The following is a 15513-nucleotide window of genomic DNA, read 5'->3' as shown; positions in this document are numbered from 1 at the left end:
GGGAGCCCCGCTCCCGACCACGCCGGTCGACTCCCGGGTTCGCCGTGCGCGTAAGTGCTGGGCTCGCCAGCTCACATCCGTCTCGCACGGTGTACCGTCGAATGACCGTGGCGCGGCAATTCGCGCCTCGGGGTCGAGGCCGGCCCGCACGGCGGCTACGGCAGCCGCCCCGGCGGCGACACCCAACAGTCGGTCAGGACGTCGATCAGGAGGATGCGGGCGTCTCGGCGCTCGACAAAAGCATGGAACGTACGCGTTTCTTCCGCCGACCGGTGTTCTGGGTCATCCTGGTCATCCTCGGCGCCGTCGTGCTCAGTCAGTTGTTCACCTCTGGTCCCAGCTACCACCGGGTGGACACGTCAGTCGCGCTCGACCAGCTCAACAAGGGCGGCATCGAGAAGGTCGTGTTCCAGGACAAGGAACAGACGATCCAGCTCGAGCTGGCCGAGGAGGCCGAGTTCGGCAAGACCACCACCAAGCTGATCGAGGCCCAGTTCCCGTACGAGGTCGGCAACGAGGTCTGGAACCAGGTCCTCGACGCCAAGGCGAACAATCGGGTCACCGGGCCGGCCGACACCGAGGTGTCGTCCGACAGCATCTGGGTCAGCCTGCTGGTAAACCTGCTGCCCATCGTGCTGCTCGTGCTGCTGCTGCTGTTCTTCATGTCGCAGATGCAGGGCGGCGGCTCCCGAGTGCTCAACTTCGGCAAGTCCAAGGCGAAGATGATCACCAAGGACACGCCGAAGACCACCTTCGCCGACGTGGCCGGTGCCGAGGAAGCCGTCGAGGAACTGCACGAGATCAAGGACTTCCTGCAGAACCCGGGCAAGTACCAGGCCCTCGGCGCCAAGATCCCGAAGGGCGTACTGCTGTTCGGCCCGCCCGGTACCGGTAAGACCCTGCTCGCCCGAGCGGTCGCCGGCGAGGCCGGGGTGCCCTTCTACTCGATCTCCGGCTCCGACTTCGTCGAGATGTTCGTCGGTGTCGGCGCCAGCCGGGTCCGTGACCTCTTCGAGCAGGCCAAGGCGAACGCCCCGGCGATCGTCTTCGTCGACGAGATCGACGCCGTCGGTCGGCACCGTGGTGCCGGCATGGGCGGTGGCCACGACGAACGTGAGCAGACCCTCAACCAGCTGCTCGTGGAGATGGACGGCTTCGACGTCAAGGGCGGGGTCATCCTGATCGCCGCGACCAACCGGCCGGACATCCTAGACCCGGCGCTGCTGCGTCCGGGACGGTTCGACCGGCAGATCCCGGTGGACGCCCCCGACATGGAGGGCCGCAAGGCCATCCTGCGGGTGCACGCCAAGGGCAAGCCCTTCACCCCGGATGTCGACCTCGACTCGGTGGCGAAGCGGACCCCGGGCTTCAGCGGTGCCGATCTGGCCAACGTGATCAACGAAGCCGCCCTGCTGACCGCCCGGAAGGACCAGCGGGCGATCAGCAACGAGTCGCTGGAGGAGTCCATCGACCGGGTCATCGCCGGCCCGCAGCGGCGTACCCGGGTGATGAGCGACCAGGAAAAGAAGATCACCGCGTACCACGAGGGTGGGCACGCCCTGGTCGCCTGGGCCCTGCCGCACGCCGCGCCGGTGCACAAGGTGACGATCCTGTCGCGTGGTCGCTCCCTGGGCCACACCCTGGTGCTGCCCACGGAGGACAAGTACACCCAGACCCGGGCCGAGATGATCGACACCCTGGCGTACGCCCTGGGTGGCCGGGCCGCCGAGGAACTCGTCTTCCACGAGCCCACCACCGGGGCCGGCAACGACATCGAGAAGGCCACCGCACTGGCCCGGGCGATGATCACCCAGTACGGCATGAGCTCCAAGCTCGGTGCGATCAAGTACGGCACCAGCGGTGACGAGCCGTTCCTGGGCCGCAACATGGGCCACGAGCGGGACTACTCCGACGCCGTCGCCGCCGAGATCGACGGCGAGATGCGGGCCCTGATCGAACTGGCCCACGACGAGGCCTGGGAGATCCTGGTCGAGTACCGGGACGTCCTGGACAACATCGTGCTCGAGCTGATGGAGAAGGAGACCCTCTCCACGGCCGACATGGCCCGGATCTGCGCCCGGGTGGTCAAGCGGCCCCCGATGGCCCCCTACAACGGCTTCGGCAAGCGTCAGCCCTCCACCGAACCGCCGGTACTCACCCCGGCGGAGAAGGAGGCGCTCAAGATCCAGGCCGAGGCGGACGGGGCGCAGGCCACCGTCGGCAGCCCGAACTCGAACAACTCGGACGGCCCACACTGAGCACCAACGACCCGGCGGCCAGTCCCTCGCAGCGAGGGCTGGCCGCCTCCTCTACCGAACCCGACGACCTCGACTACATCGCCGCTCGGCTGATCAACGGTCGGCTGACCGGACGCCCGGTCGAGGAGATCGTCGACCTGGCCCGCATCGAGAAGGCGGTCCGCGAGATCCTGATCGCGGTCGGCGAGAATCCCGACCGGGACGGCCTCCAGCAGACCCCGGCCCGGGTGGCCCGCGCGTACGCCGAGCTTTTCGCCGGTCTGCGGGTGGACCCGGCCACGGTGCTCACCACCACCTTCGAGGCCAACCACGAGGAACTCGTGCTGGTCCGGGACATCGACGTGATGAGCCTCTGCGAGCACCACCTGCTGCCCTTCCGGGGCAGCGCGCACATCGGCTACATCCCCGGCCCGGACGGGCGGATCACCGGCCTGTCCAAGCTGGCCCGCCTGGTCGAGGTGTACGCCCGTCGCCCGCAGGTGCAGGAACGGCTCACCTCGCAGATCGCCGACCTGCTGATGGATCGGCTCGCCCCGCGAGGGGTGGTGGTCGTGCTGGAATGCGAACACATGTGCATGGCCATGCGCGGCATCCAGAAGTCCGGCGCCATGACCATCACCTCGGCGGTACGTGGCACCCTCCAGCGGGACGCCAAGTCCCGCGCCGAGGCGATGGCACTGATCCACCCCCGCTGACTCCCCTGGACGGCTGCCCGCCCGCCGGTCAGCCGCCCAGGCGGAACCGGGTTTGGCAAGTGGCGTCGGTCAGGTGGCCAGCATGGCCAGGAGGATTCCGGCGGTGGCCACCACCGCCGGAATCAGGCAGGTCAGCGCGCCGAAGCGCGCAGTCCGCTCCACCCGCTGCCCGGGATGGGACGGAAAGAGCCGCCCCACCGCCAGCCAACCCGCGCCGAAGGCGACAGCCGGGCCCGGCAGCCCCACAACCAGGGCCAGGATGGTCACCGGGCCGGTGCCGGCAGCCAGATAGATCGCGATCAGCAACAGCGGAACCAGCAGCCCCAGGGGCCCGTACACCAGCAGGTTGCGCGGGCGGGGCGGCCAGTGCGCCACCCGCGACAGCCCCCGTGCGGCGAGGATGTCATCGACCCCGTACGCCCGCCGCCGGGCCTCCCGCAACGCGGCCAGCACCGCCCCCGGCCCGCCCGACATCGACCGGGTGGCCTCGGACAGTTCCGGTGGGGTCGGTTTCAGCGAGATCGGCGGTACGCCCTGCTCACAGAGTTGGGCCTCCTGCGCGGCCAGGTGGGTACGCACCGCGACCAACTCGTCCCGCGCCGCCTGGACGGTACGCGCCTGCTCACTAGCGGCGATCGCCGCGTCGCGGCGTAGCCCGTCCAGTTGACGGGCGGCGGTCAGGTAGTCCGACCACGCGGCCGACAGGGCGTCCCCCGGCTCGGGCGGGGTCCGCTGCCGACCGGGGCGTACGGCGGTGGTCCCCGCCTCGCTGATCGTCATGGTTGTTCACCGTCCTCCGGCAGGTCGTACGGCACCAGCACGACTCCCCGCTCATCGGGGCCGTCCCAGAGCACCACCCGATCCCGGCGGGGCCGCCACTCCACCGGCCGGCCGAAGACCGGCGTGAGCTGGGCGCCCGGTACCCCCGCCACCGCCACCGCGGTCAACTTGTCGACCGTCTCCTCGGCCTCGATGAGGGCCGCGAACGAGGGCACCGTACGCCACCAGCCCAGCAGGTGCTGCCCGGTCGGTGGGCCCTCCCGCAGCAACATCCGTAGCCGGGCCGGCGGCAACTGCTCGGCAGGTGCCACATCCAGCCCGAACACCACCAGATAGGCCGCCGCCCCGGCATCCAGCACGGTCACCAACCCGGCCAGGTCGACCCTCTCGACCGGATGTCTGGCGGCCAACTCGGCGGCCAGGGCGTCCGCCGTCGGCTGAGCCTCGGGGTCCGGTACGGCGATCACGAACCGGGCCGTCCCGGGCTGATGGTGGGCTGCGGTACTCCGGGCCGCCATGGCCAGCAGGCGACTGCCCTCGGGCCGGGGACCCAGCACCGCCAGGTTGCGTCCGGCAGCCGGGCCCAGCGGCACCGCTGCGGTGGTACGCGCGACATCCACCGCCCGACCCAACAGCGCCGCCGGTGCCAACGCCCGACCGGCCAGGGCGGACCGGTAACGGGGATCATTGCCCAGCAGCGGACGGGCGTACCCGGCGAAGACCACCGGGGCGGCGGCACCCTCCGGACGGGCCGCCCAGAGCCGGTGCCGTAGCCCCGCCACGACCTCCGGCTCATCCTGCGGATCAGGGAACCGGACCATCCGCTCATGCCCCCGGATCGCCCCCCGAGGCCCACCCAGGCCACCGGCGGTGTTGACCACCGCGCTGCCGGCCGGCAACCCGGCCGCCGAATCATTCGTCGGCTCCAACACCGCCCCGCCGCCAGGCAGGGCCACCCGGACCGGGAACTGACCGAGCAGGGAATCCCGCTGCCCGGGCTCATTGCGTACCCCCAGGCCCAGATCAGCCTCACCGGCGAGAACCAGGTGTACGCCGTGCAGCCGGCCGGTCCTGGCCAACACGTCCAGCCGGGCCAGGGTGTCGGCGGTCAGTCGATCCCGCTCGGTGAGGAGCAGCGGCAGATTGTCCACCACGCACACGATCCGGGGCAGCCGATGATGCTGCCGCAACTCGGCGAAGCGTTGCCCGCCCGCCCGGGCCGAGGCCCCGGCGCGTCGCTGCACCTCGGCGATGAGCTGCTCGAACAGGTCGAGCAGGTACTCCCGGTCGGCGGCCATCGCCGCCGCCCGCACCTGCGGGATCCAGGACCGGTCGCGCTCAGTCTGTAGGAACTCCGCGAAGGACTCACCCTCGCCGAGGTCGACCAGGTACAACGACAACTCGTCCGGGCCGTACCGAGCGGCCAGGCCGAGCAGCGCGGTGGTCAGGAAGGTCGACCGACAGGCCCGCGACCGACCACTGACCAGCCAGTGTGGCGTCAGCTCGGTAAAACCCAGCGGCACGGCTCGGCCGCCGGCATCCCCGACGCTGGTGCTCAAGCCTTCGGTCGAGTCCGCCTGCCACAGTTCCTCCTCCGCCGAGGGCAACAGGCTGGCCAGGGACAGTCGGGTGCCGGCCTCGATCTGCGCGGCGAGTCGCCGACACACCGCCTCCACCAGTTCGGTCGGTGGGTCCGCCTCGACGAACACCGGGGAGTTCAACCCGCCCTCGGAGCCCGCCGCCGCGAAGGTGGCCCCAGGCACATCGCCCAGCAGCGCATAAGCGGTCCGCATCGCCAGGGGAGTCGCCCCCGGCAGCGGAGCACGGTCCTCAGTCGGCCAGCCCGCCACCACCAGGTGCAACCCTGCGGTCGGCCCCTGCTCGGCCAGGAACTCGATCCGGGAAAGATCCTCGCCGTGGATCCCCTCGGGCAGCCCGGCGAGCACCACCAGCAGCAGTCGCTCATGCCGGCGCGGCCCGGCCGAGCCGGGCGTCACCCACCGCTCCGCCTCGTCGAGCAGGGTACGTAGCCCGGCCAGGTCCGTGGCAGGCGGCGACAGCAACCCGGCATCGCCCAGGGCCCGGAAGGCGGCCAACACCTCGCCGGTCGCATCCATCGCCCGCACCAGCAGGGTCCCCGCCGGGGTAGCCGCCACCAACCGCAGCACCAACGCCCGCAGCAGCCCGGCCACCCGAGGATCCTGCGCGTCGGCGTCCACAGTCAGGTGACCGGCACCCAGCAGCGGAACCAGAGCGGGGAAGCGTGCATCGTCCAGCGGCGCGGCCGTGCCCACCCGGACGAAGGGCGGCGGAGCATCCCCGGCGCGGGTCGTCGGCTCGATGCTGTCCAGCGCCTCGCCGGCCCACCCCGGCGCCAGTACGGTCGCAGCGGTACGCAACCGTTCGGCCAGCGCGTACTGACGACGTTGGTCGGCTGGGGCCGGACGGGTGTCGTCGAGACTGGCAGCGGCAGCCGCCACCGTCGCGGCGGCCCGGCGGTGCAACGCGGCGGCGCGGAGCGCCCGTGACTTCGGTCCGCCCACCGGCTCCACCTCCTCCGCCCGAGGTCGGCACCCCCTCGTCGAGCAGTGAAGACGGTATCCCAGCGGCAGCCGGACCTCGGGGACGCGTGGCGATGCTGCGCCGGTGTTGTCGTGAATCTCACCGGTCGGCAGTGATCCGTCACGATCTGCTGAATCTGGGGCATTGGGTCCGCAGCCTCCAGCCGATAGCCTCAGGGGGTGGAATCAGTGCCGCCCCCCGCCGGTTCCCAGGTCTCCCGCGTACCGGCGCAACGGACCCCGCCAGAGGAGCTGGCGCCGCCCTCCGTCGCGCCAGCGCCACAGCAGCCACGCCGACGGGTCCGGACGGTGCTGACGGTGGTCGCCGGGGTGCTCGCGGCGCTGTGTCTGGGCGGCGGCGTAGTCGGCTACCTCGTCTACGACCGAGCCACCACCCCCGACCGCAGCGCACCCGACGTGGTGGTGGACAACTACCTGCGCGCGTTCCTGGTCGACCGAAACGACGTGCGCGCCAACCTCTTCGTCTGCGAGGGCACCCCCGACCTTTCGGCAGTGCGGAATCTTCGAGACGAAATCCTGCAACGGGAGGCGAACTTCGGTGTGGTTGTGAGAGTGAGTTGGGGAACGCTGCTTCAGACGGAAACGGCGGGAAGCCAGCTAGTCACGACCACTCTCACGATCTCAAGCTCGGCCGAGGGTGTTTCGCGAAGCAGTAGACGCGAGGAATGGGTCTTCGAGGTCAGCGACACTAAAGCCGGATGGCGGGTCTGCAGCGGACGGTTGGGGTAACAGCTCACTCCAGCCACAACAGATGCACGGGAACCTCCAGGGTGGTCGGTGATTGACCACGCCAGGCCCAGCGGTACCACTCCATCTCAGGGGCGACCCGTACGCAGATGTCGCCCTCGGCGCCGGAGTAGGTCTCCGTCACCGCGCGAAGGTCGCGCTGCTCAATGGAGCCCACCATGTGCACCACCCGGCGTCCGATGACCGAATCCGCCTCGAAGACCGGTGTCGGTGGCCGGTGCGCCGGCGCGTCCAGCGAGACCAGCCGGAAGCCGCCACCTTCTGTGATCGCGGGGGTGGCCGGTGGGCCGACTGTCTCGACCCAGACCCGTTCGATGGGCACCAGCGGGGCGAAGACCTCCACCTGGTCTGACTCGGCCCGGTACCACTCGTGTTCGGGGATGACCGGCACGTAGGTGCGGCTGTTCTGCACCACCTTCTCGTCAGCCCGCAGGTCACCTCGCCAGCCGAAGCCGGGCAACCCCACCAGCACCCGTCTTCCGCGCAGGTCCACTCGGCCGGCGGCCGGGACGATCTCGATGGGCCGGGGGGGTTGCGGTGCCCAGTCCGGCTGGTCGGCGAACGGGTCCGGTAATGGCTCGGTCATGACGGGAACGAGGCTACTCCGCGCCCTTGAGTGGGGCGCCCTTCGACCGCATGAACGGCACCGGGTCGATCGCGCTGTGGCTGCTTCGGTCGCCGTCGGTGTGTACCTCGAAGTGCAGGTGCGGGCCGGAGGAGTTGCCGCTGCTGCCCACCTCACCGATCACCTGACCTGCCTCCACGGTCTCCCCTACGGCGACCCGGGGGCGACTGACCATGTGGCAGTAGCGGGTGACGATGCCCTGTGCGTGCAGGACGTCGACGAACCAGCCGCAGCCGCCCTTGTCCGGCCAACCGTCCACGTCACAGCTGAGCCTGCCGCGGCGGTCCGGGTCGCAGCGCGAGACCAGGACCCGGCCGGTGGCCGCTACCCGAATGAGGGTGCCCTTCGGGGCGGCGATGTCCACCCCGTTGTGGCCGGGCCGGCTGGCGGTGCGGAATCCGGAACCGACACCGCCCGGAATCGGGGCGGTCCAGCCGGAGGCGGCGATGTCGCCCGCCGAGGCCGCGTCGCACACCTCCTGCCCAGCGATCAACGCCGTCCGGGCCGCACCGCCGGCCAGCGCGTCCACGATCCGGGCGGCGATCTCCTCATGTTTGGCGTAGGCATCCGGGAAGGCACTGATCTGCACTCGTTGGGCGGCCACGGTGAGCGGCAGCTTCTGCCAGTCGGGCACGTCCACGAGCTTCTCGTAGAACTTGCGGGAGGCGTACTCGGGATTCATCCGCTGCCGCACGGAGCCCCAGGAGGCACGTTGCTGAAACAGCCCGACCGAGTCGTGGTCGGCGCCGATGCCCTCGTGGGGGATGTCCTGAGACTCGGCGACGGTGCGGTTGGCCAGGTTCAGCAGGCGGGACTCCTGCATCGCGGTGGCCACCGCGATCACCCAGCCGCGCGCCGGCACCTTCATCTCCTGACCGACCTTGATGATGACGGCCGCGTTACGGAGCTGGCGTTCTCCGTACTGCGGGATCCGGGGCATCTTGCCGGTCACGTCGACCGTGAAGTCTCCGGTGCATTCCAGGCTCGCCGGGGTGATCTGCTCGGCCGCCTCGCCGCCCAACTCGGTCAGGAAGAAGGCGCCGGCGCCGCCGGTACAACACAGGAACGCCAGGGTCGCGGTCAGTGCGGCAGCCAGGGCGCCCACCCGCACCGGTCGGCGATGGGGCGTACTCGGGTCGGTCATGATCGCTCCCAGTCCACGGCATCCACCAGCCACCGCCCCTGCGGCGCCACCAGTTCCAGACGCAGCCGTCCGGTGTCGAGGGCGATCATCGCCTCCACGAAGGTCTCGCTGCGCGGCCGGATGGTCACCTCGTCCGTCATCTGCCCCGACGGCACCCTGGCCGGATCGGCTCCGGCCAGCTTGTCCATCAGGTCGGCGGTGGACAGCGGCCGCAGTCCCTCGTGCCACTCCTCGACGGTCAGACCGGGTTTGCCGAGCCAGGCCACCACGAAGCGCTCCGCTACCTGTTCCGGTTCGGCCTCGCCCGGGGCAGTCTTCGGAGTCGGTGTGCTGGTGGTCGAGATCGCACCGTCGTCACCCGTGGTCGGATGCACCGTGGTGATCGGCTCGGCCGGACGGTTGCTCAAACCGGTCGTCGGATCTCCCGGGCCGGCTACCAGCCGGGCCGCCCCGACCACGCCGAGCACCAGCACGGCGATGCCCAGGGCGACCCCGAGCCGGGAGCGCAGCAGCCGGGTTACCAGGAATTCGATGGCCCGCCGCACTGCGGTCACCGGGCCTCGGAGCGGATCCGGGGCGCCGTCTTCTCCGGTGCCTTCTCGGACGACCCCGGACGGTAGATGGCGAAGGAGGGGTTCTCCTCGGGTACGTCCGGCTCGGTCCAGGAGGCCGGCTGCCGACGTCGGGGCCGGGGCGCGACCGGTCGGGTCTCCGGCCGCTGCTGCTCCTCGGTGGTTCCCCGCCCGGCGCCGGTCTTGTGACCCTCCGGACGTTCTTGGGTGGGTGGCGCGCTGGCCGGTACCGGGTCCGGGCGGGCCTCCGGCCGCACCCTGGGTTGTTCCGTCCCTAGGGCGCGGCGCCGTCCCACCGTGGGCTCGGCGGTGCCGCCGGGCTCGGCGACGTCGAGCCGGGCCGCGGTACGCATGTCTCGGAAGAACCGCCGATGCCAGGAACCGGCCGAGCTGACCGCCTCGCTGCTGTCCTTGCCGCCGAGTTGGGTGATGCGTCGATACGGGCGCAGCAGCAACCAGCCCACCACGCCGCAGAGCCAGACCAGCACCACCTGCAGCCAGCCGGGCAGGGTGGGGGTGCTCATGATGAGGTCCACCGCGAAGAGGTAGATCGCCGCACCGGTTCCGAAGATCGCGATGTTGAAGAGAGCGGCCACCACCGCGTTGCCCAGCCGCCGCAGGCCGGCACTGGCCGGTCGGAGCAGGCCGATCGTGCCCAGGATCGGCGCGGCGATCACCGCCCACCGGAAGACCAGGAAGCCCAGCAGCACGAGCAGGGAGGCGGTCAGATCGAACATCGCGAAGAGCAGAGCGGCCAGCACCGCGATGAAGCCCGCACCCACTCGGTCCATGTCCCGGACACCCTGCAGGTACTCGTAGGCCTCCGGGTCCTCCCGCTCGATCTGGGCGGCCACCGTCATCCACTGCTGCTTCTTCGCGTTGATCGTGGCTTCGCGGGTACGAGGATTGGCCCGGATCTTCTCCGCCTCCTCCCACGACAGCGACTTGGCGTCGTAGAGTGCGGCACCGTACTTGCGGGCGGTCTCGCTGTCGGCCGAGCCGAGCACGCCCCGCAGCCAGTTCCGGTAGAGCATGCCCTCGGTGGCGGTGTCGCTCGCCCGTACCGCCGGCGGGCGGTTGTCTTTACAAGCCGCCGGATTCGGATCATCACATTGGTCTGGAGGGGTGTCCTTGGTCGCCGGGCCGACGGCGTCGTGTACGACGCCGAGGGTGGAGATGAGGGCACCGTCGGCCAGGTTGGCGGACTTGACCGGCCAGGCGGCCAAGGCGGTGATCGCCACCATCACCACCAACGCCCAGCCCGCCGTGGTCATCGCGCTGCTCATGTCCGACTGGCGTGAGCGCCAGAGCAGGTAGAGGCCGACCACGCAGAGGGTGACTATGCCGAAGACGCTGAACACCTTCTGGTAGATCGCCTTGGTGGCCTGGTCCACCAGAGGGTCGGCCCAGCCCCACATCGTCCCGGGGTCCCAGGCACGCTCCCGCAGCGCGTTCGAGGCGCCGATGATCGCCGTGGCGATCATGAACTCCCCGTTGGCGATGGTGTTGGTGAACTTGTAGTCCGGGTGCAGCAGCGTGGTCGCGCAGCCGGTATCGATCTTGTAGGTGGTGTAGCTGTACCCGGCGTAGCCGTAGTCGCTGTAGTAGCCCTTGGGGCCGGGGAGCTTGGCCGCCTCCGGCCGGGCGGCGAACCAGCCGGCGATGCCGGAGTCCGGGGCGGTAGGGGTCGGGGGATTCAGGCAGGTCGCCTCGCTCTCCGCGACCTGCTGGAGCTTGCTGACGCAGGCGCGGAAGTCGGCCTGCCATTCCTCCGTGGTGCAGAGGTCGGTGGGGGCCTGGTACGCGATTGGGGCGGCGTACGCGGGTGTGGCGGTGAGCCCTGGCCAGCTGATCGTGGCCACGGCGAGTACGCCGAGTGCCAGGAGGAGCGCCGCGATCCGAGTCCGGGCCCTCGCCATGTCACGCCTCCAGGTCGGGCAGCACGGTCGGCAGCACCCCGGCGGCGGCAGCGATGGCGGCAGGGGTGGTGTCTAGGTGCGCCAAGAGTCCATCCACATAGGACACATCGACCCGGACCTTCTGCACCCGGCCGTCGACGTCGCGCATGACGAATTCGCGGAAGCCGAGCCGGTGGGCGGAGGTCGCGTCGGCGGTGGAGAGCGAGGCCAGGGTCGCCTCGTACCCGTCGTCGACCGGGACCCGCAGCAGGCGTAGCGCTTCCGAGGCGATCTCGGTGTCCTCGGCGATCCGGCCGACGAAGACGGTGGAGACCAGGTTCTGTACGTCGAGGCCGAGGATGTCTCGGGGGTTCTGCGAGGCGACCAGGGCGGCGAGGTTCCACTTACGCGAGTCCCGGGCGAGCCGGACCAGGAAGGAGCGTCCGGAGCGCCACCCCTCCATGAAGTGTGCCTCGTCCAGGCCCACCAGCTTCCGGGACGACATCGAGCCGCCGTAGCAGCGGCGTACCGCCAGCCGGTGCGCGGTGTGCAGCATCGGCAGGGCCAACGCCTCCTCGGCCGACCAGTACTCCCGTTCGATCTTGAGGTCGGGCAGCCGCAGGCCGGCCATGGTGATCACGGTGAGGGCCGCGTCCGCGCCCAGCAGTCCCTCCGGTGGCCGGCCGAAGAAGAGCATGGCCAGCGGCATCTCGGCGGTGTCCAGCAGCAGGTTGGCCAGTTCCCGGCCGGTGTCGTCGTCGAGTTGGGCCAGGCAGGTGACCACGTCGTCGAGGGTGGAGGTCTCCTCGGCCGGCACCTGGCGGACGGCGTGCCGGAACAGGGTGGCGGTGGAGGCCTCGCGGGCCACCTGGGGCGGCACCAGCATCATGCAGATGTCCTGCACCAGCATCCGGCGTTCGGCCCGAGCGTTGGAGACCGCGATCTCGAACTCCCGATCCCCGGCCGGACCGGCGCTGAACTCACTGCGCAGCGGCGTCGGAATCAGGGAGTACGGAGCCAGGGTGCCGTGCTCGGACCCGGTCAGGTTGAGCACCCGGGAGTACGGGCGCAGTTCCGGCATGGCGCAGAGGCGGGCCAGCGGGCCGGAGGGGTCGAGCAGGGTCACCTGCACACCCCGTCGGGCCGCCAGGTAGCCCAGCGCGCCGAGCAGGGTCGACTTGCCACCACCGGGCTCGGCCACGAAGACCGCCAGACCGGAGCGTTCCCGTACCTCCATGGGGAAGTGCAGGTCTAGGAAGACGGGTCGGCGGCAGGTGCCGGCGGTGCGTCCGATCAGGTCCCCGCGGCGGTCACCCACGGTCGAGGCGGCCTGCGGCAGCGCCGCCGCCAGCAGGGGCACCGGCATCCGTCGGACGTAGCCGGTGTTGGCGATCGGCTCGCCGGGGATGAACTCCCGGGCCAGCCAGTCCTGGTTCTTCGGATGTTGCAGCGAGATGCGCAGTTCCCGGGAGTAGAGCTGGATCAGGCGGCGCGCCCGCTCCAGGCATTCCTCCCGGGTCCGCCCACCCACCGCGATCCGATGCCAGCCGTGGGCCCGGGCGGAGTCCACCGGCAGGCCGGTGGTCATCTCGTCACCGATCACCAGGGCCCGCTTGGCCAGTCGTTCCAACTCCGGCGGGGCGTCGATGCCGTGCTCGGCGTAGTCGAGCTGTTGGGACCGGATCATCCGCAGCCGGTGCTCCAGGTTCCGGAAGGAGTCCCCGGAGCCGAGGATGTCGACCCGGGTGGAGAGCTCCATCGGCCACGGCAGCCGCTCGTGGAAGTGCAGCCAGGGTTCGTGCCGCTCGGGGATCTCCAGGGGCTCCATCCGGCCCACCGCGAGCACGGCCACATGCCGTTCCTCGCCGGTCATCCGGTTGACCAGCTTCACCGTCGAGCCGTACGGGGTGCGGTAGCGCTCCACCTGTTCGGTGAGGGCCAGCAGGTCACCCCGCTCCCAACGCCCGTCGGTGATCGGCGAGAGGGCACCCGGGGGCGACATGCACAGCGCCACCGAGCGGTAGAGCAGCCATTCCAGTTCCTGGGCGGTGACCCGCCGACCGCGCATGCCGAAGGCGCCGAGCACCTCGTCGAACTGTTCCACCGTGCGGCCCAGCTTGCGACGCTCGCCTTCGGCGACCCCCCGCCCGAAGGTGCGCAGCACCCGCTCGGTGAGTGAGTCGCCGAGGGAGCGGCGGGCGAAGGTGACCCCCAGGTAGGTCTGCCCCTCGGCGTGGTTGACCGACAGCAGGTGCCGTTGGGCCGCCACCAGGTGATCCGCCCAGCCGGTCGTGCCGGGCACATCGGGCAGCGGGGAGGCCGTGTGGGCGTCGATGGTGCGGGCCCACTCGTCGGCCGGGAAGGGGCGGGTGGTGCGCCGCAGGTGCAGGCGGAACCCGGCCAGGCCGGCGTACTGCTCGGAGATCGCCGAGAGCAGGGCCTCGCGTTCCGCGTCCGGGCGGAAGGCCCAGCGCACCTCGGGGAGCCAGTACCAGGCGGTGACCGTGTTCGGGGTGAAAGTCAGGTGACCGGCGATCTCGGTGATCGCCAACTCCACGGCCGGATCACGATCGCCAAACTTGATCTTGGGTGCGCGGACCCGGGCCGGCTTGATCGGTCGGTCCCGGCGGTCACCCGAGCGCTGGCGGGGCGGGGTGGCGGGGCGGGTGGCCGGCGCGGCGGCCCGGCGGTCCGGGGTGGCCTCGATCGCAGGACCCTCGGCAGGGCGCGGCTGGTCGTCGGCCGGGGGCCGGGCGTTCGGCAACCTGTCGCTCGGCGGCGGGAGGACCGGCACGGGCGGGGGCGGCGGTATCGCGGGTGCGGCCGCCGGTTCCACCGGGAGGCGGGGGCTGTCCAGGGGGCGCTCCGGTGCGGTGGGTAGCGCGGACGGTGCCGGGCGACGGGTAACCGGCGCCGGTGCCGGGGTCGGAGCCACCGGGGTCGCCTGCTGCGGCAGGGCCCGGGTCGGCTGGCCGTTGCCCCGGGAGGCGGAACCCGGCCGGGGGTAGGTGCCACCGAACAGGTCCAGGAAGGGTGAGTCGATGTCGGCCCCGTCCCGGGTGGTCGGTACGGCCGAGGCAGGCTCACCCGGAACCGCCAGGCGCTGCGGCGGGCGGGGGGCCTGGAAGACCCCTACCCCGCCGTGTCCCGGCGCGGTGACCAGGGCCGGGTCCAGCGAGGCGTCCTCGGACTCCTCGGATTGCGGGTAGTCGAACGATCGCGCACGGTTACCGTGCGGCGCGGTCGAACGCCCGGCCGGGGATCCCGGCGTGGAGGAGCGGCTCATGCGATCGCCCGACCCGTGTCCGCAGCCCTGGCCCGATGGCCACGGGGCGGCTGCGGCTCCGCCTCGCTCGCCGCCGGGTTCACCGGCAACCCTTCTGAAGGCCGGTACGGCGTGCAGCCGGTCATGCCAGTTCCTCCCGGATCCTGATCCCGCTGCCGACCAGGCGCGGGTCGCGCTGCTCGGCGGCCGGCTCCCGGGTGCGTCGCCAGTCGGTCAGCGCGGTGCGGATCACCATGCGCGCCGGCCGGTCCGGATCGACGTACCGGAAGACGAACGAGGTGGTCACGATGGCCAGGGCGATCTCCCACGCGGGGAAGAGTTCGACCTGCAACGTGAACAGCCAGTGGATGAACATGTAGAGGGGAACGAGCAGCAGGAACAGTCCGTACTGGGCGTACGGCAGGTGGACCGGAAGGGTGTAGCCGGGTGGCCCGAGATAGACCAGGCGGGCCCGGTAGATGTCGTCGTCGGTGCGCAGCCGCATCTCGTGCCCGCGCCTATTCGAAGATCAGGTTGATCAGGAAGTCGCCGATGAAGAAGAGGGTGGCGGCTCCGGCGATGAAGGCCAGTCCGACGATCGCGATGGCGGAGCTGGTCAGCACCTTCGAGATCTCACCCCGGCTGGCACGGCCGATGAAGATGACCCCCAGCACGGCCAGCAGGATCGGGGCGATCTTGCTGGCGAAGAAGGTGACGACGCCCTCGGTGTTGATCCCCTTCGGCTCCTCGGCCGCGAGTGGAATCGACGATGCCAGGGCGGAGAGCAGGTGGGCGGCGTTGCTAAACGCCGATTCCATCAGCTCGATGGCGATCACTGGAACCTCCCCAAGTCGCGGCCGGCGGCGCCGCGGTGGTGCAGTAGGCAAGCCTTGCGGGATGGGTGCTTACTCTGCGCAGCGCCCGAGACCCTGCGTGCATAGCTCGCC

At 70.8% G+C, this 15513-nt stretch carries 12 protein-coding genes; 3 read left to right on the top strand and 9 right to left on the bottom strand.

Annotated features, from left to right (window positions below):
* Nucleotides 1-242: 242 nt before the first annotated feature.
* Nucleotides 243-2258 (top strand): ATP-dependent zinc metalloprotease FtsH, encoded by a 2016-nt coding sequence (ftsH, locus tag ABZ795_RS13765; RefSeq protein WP_327023753.1) that lies wholly within the window; start codon nt 243-245, stop codon nt 2256-2258.
* A gap of 38 nt (nt 2259-2296) precedes the next feature.
* Entirely contained in the window at nt 2297-2953 is a 657-nt protein-coding gene (folE, locus tag ABZ795_RS13760; protein WP_327027381.1) for a GTP cyclohydrolase I FolE, read from the top strand.
* Between the two features lie 69 nt (nt 2954-3022).
* Here the strand turns inward: folE and ABZ795_RS13755 are convergent, their stop codons facing one another.
* A complete protein-coding gene (locus ABZ795_RS13755) occupies nt 3023-3733 on the bottom strand; it encodes a hypothetical protein (protein WP_357530539.1) in 711 nt (236 codons plus the stop codon).
* Nucleotides 3730-6285, bottom strand: coding sequence for an FtsK/SpoIIIE domain-containing protein (locus tag ABZ795_RS13750; protein ID WP_357530538.1), 2556 nt, complete (start codon nt 6283-6285; stop codon nt 3730-3732). The genes ABZ795_RS13755 and ABZ795_RS13750 overlap by 4 nt, the downstream gene beginning before the upstream one ends.
* 198 nt (nt 6286-6483) lie before the next feature.
* Here ABZ795_RS13750 and ABZ795_RS13745 point away from each other — a divergent pair, with 198 nt between their 5' ends.
* Nucleotides 6484-7044, top strand: coding sequence for a hypothetical protein (locus ABZ795_RS13745; protein ID WP_357530609.1), 561 nt, complete (start codon nt 6484-6486; stop codon nt 7042-7044).
* A gap of 4 nt (nt 7045-7048) precedes the next feature.
* Here the strand turns inward: ABZ795_RS13745 and ABZ795_RS13740 are convergent, their stop codons facing one another.
* The 7 genes from ABZ795_RS13740 to ABZ795_RS13710 all read right to left on the bottom strand — a co-directional run bounded on the left by ABZ795_RS13740 (nt 7049) and on the right by ABZ795_RS13710 (nt 15402).
* Nucleotides 7049-7648, bottom strand: coding sequence for a hypothetical protein (locus ABZ795_RS13740; protein WP_357530537.1), 600 nt, complete (start codon nt 7646-7648; stop codon nt 7049-7051).
* 13 nt (nt 7649-7661) lie between these two features.
* Nucleotides 7662-8831, bottom strand: a complete 1170-nt coding sequence (locus ABZ795_RS13735; RefSeq protein WP_357530536.1) for a M23 family metallopeptidase — start codon at nt 8829-8831, stop codon at nt 7662-7664.
* Nucleotides 8828-9385 carry a hypothetical protein gene (locus ABZ795_RS13730; RefSeq protein ID WP_357530535.1) on the bottom strand — a complete coding sequence of 186 codons (558 nt, stop codon included), beginning with the start codon at nt 9383-9385 and terminating at the stop codon, nt 8828-8830. The genes ABZ795_RS13735 and ABZ795_RS13730 overlap by 4 nt, the downstream gene beginning before the upstream one ends.
* Complete coding sequence (locus ABZ795_RS13725) at nt 9382-11322, bottom strand: MFS transporter (protein ID WP_357530534.1); 1941 nt, start codon at nt 11320-11322, stop codon at nt 9382-9384. The genes ABZ795_RS13730 and ABZ795_RS13725 overlap by 4 nt, the downstream gene beginning before the upstream one ends.
* 1 nt (nt 11323) lies before the next feature.
* Entirely contained in the window at nt 11324-14587 is a 3264-nt protein-coding gene (locus ABZ795_RS13720; RefSeq protein ID WP_357530533.1) for an ATP-binding protein, read from the bottom strand.
* A 121-nt stretch (nt 14588-14708) separates the two neighbouring features.
* Nucleotides 14709-15071: a hypothetical protein gene (locus ABZ795_RS13715; RefSeq protein WP_327023761.1), complete on the bottom strand. Its 363-nt coding sequence runs from the start codon at nt 15069-15071 to the stop codon at nt 14709-14711.
* A 13-nt stretch (nt 15072-15084) separates the two neighbouring features.
* Entirely contained in the window at nt 15085-15402 is a 318-nt protein-coding gene (locus ABZ795_RS13710; RefSeq protein ID WP_357530532.1) for a hypothetical protein, read from the bottom strand.
* Nucleotides 15403-15513 lie beyond the last annotated feature (111 nt).

The organism is Micromonospora sp. NPDC047134 (genome assembly GCF_040643455.1).
Classification (GTDB): domain Bacteria; phylum Actinomycetota; class Actinomycetes; order Mycobacteriales; family Micromonosporaceae; genus Micromonospora.
The sequence above is the reverse complement of the archived record's forward strand: the minus strand, read 5'-3'. Positions and strand labels throughout refer to the sequence as shown.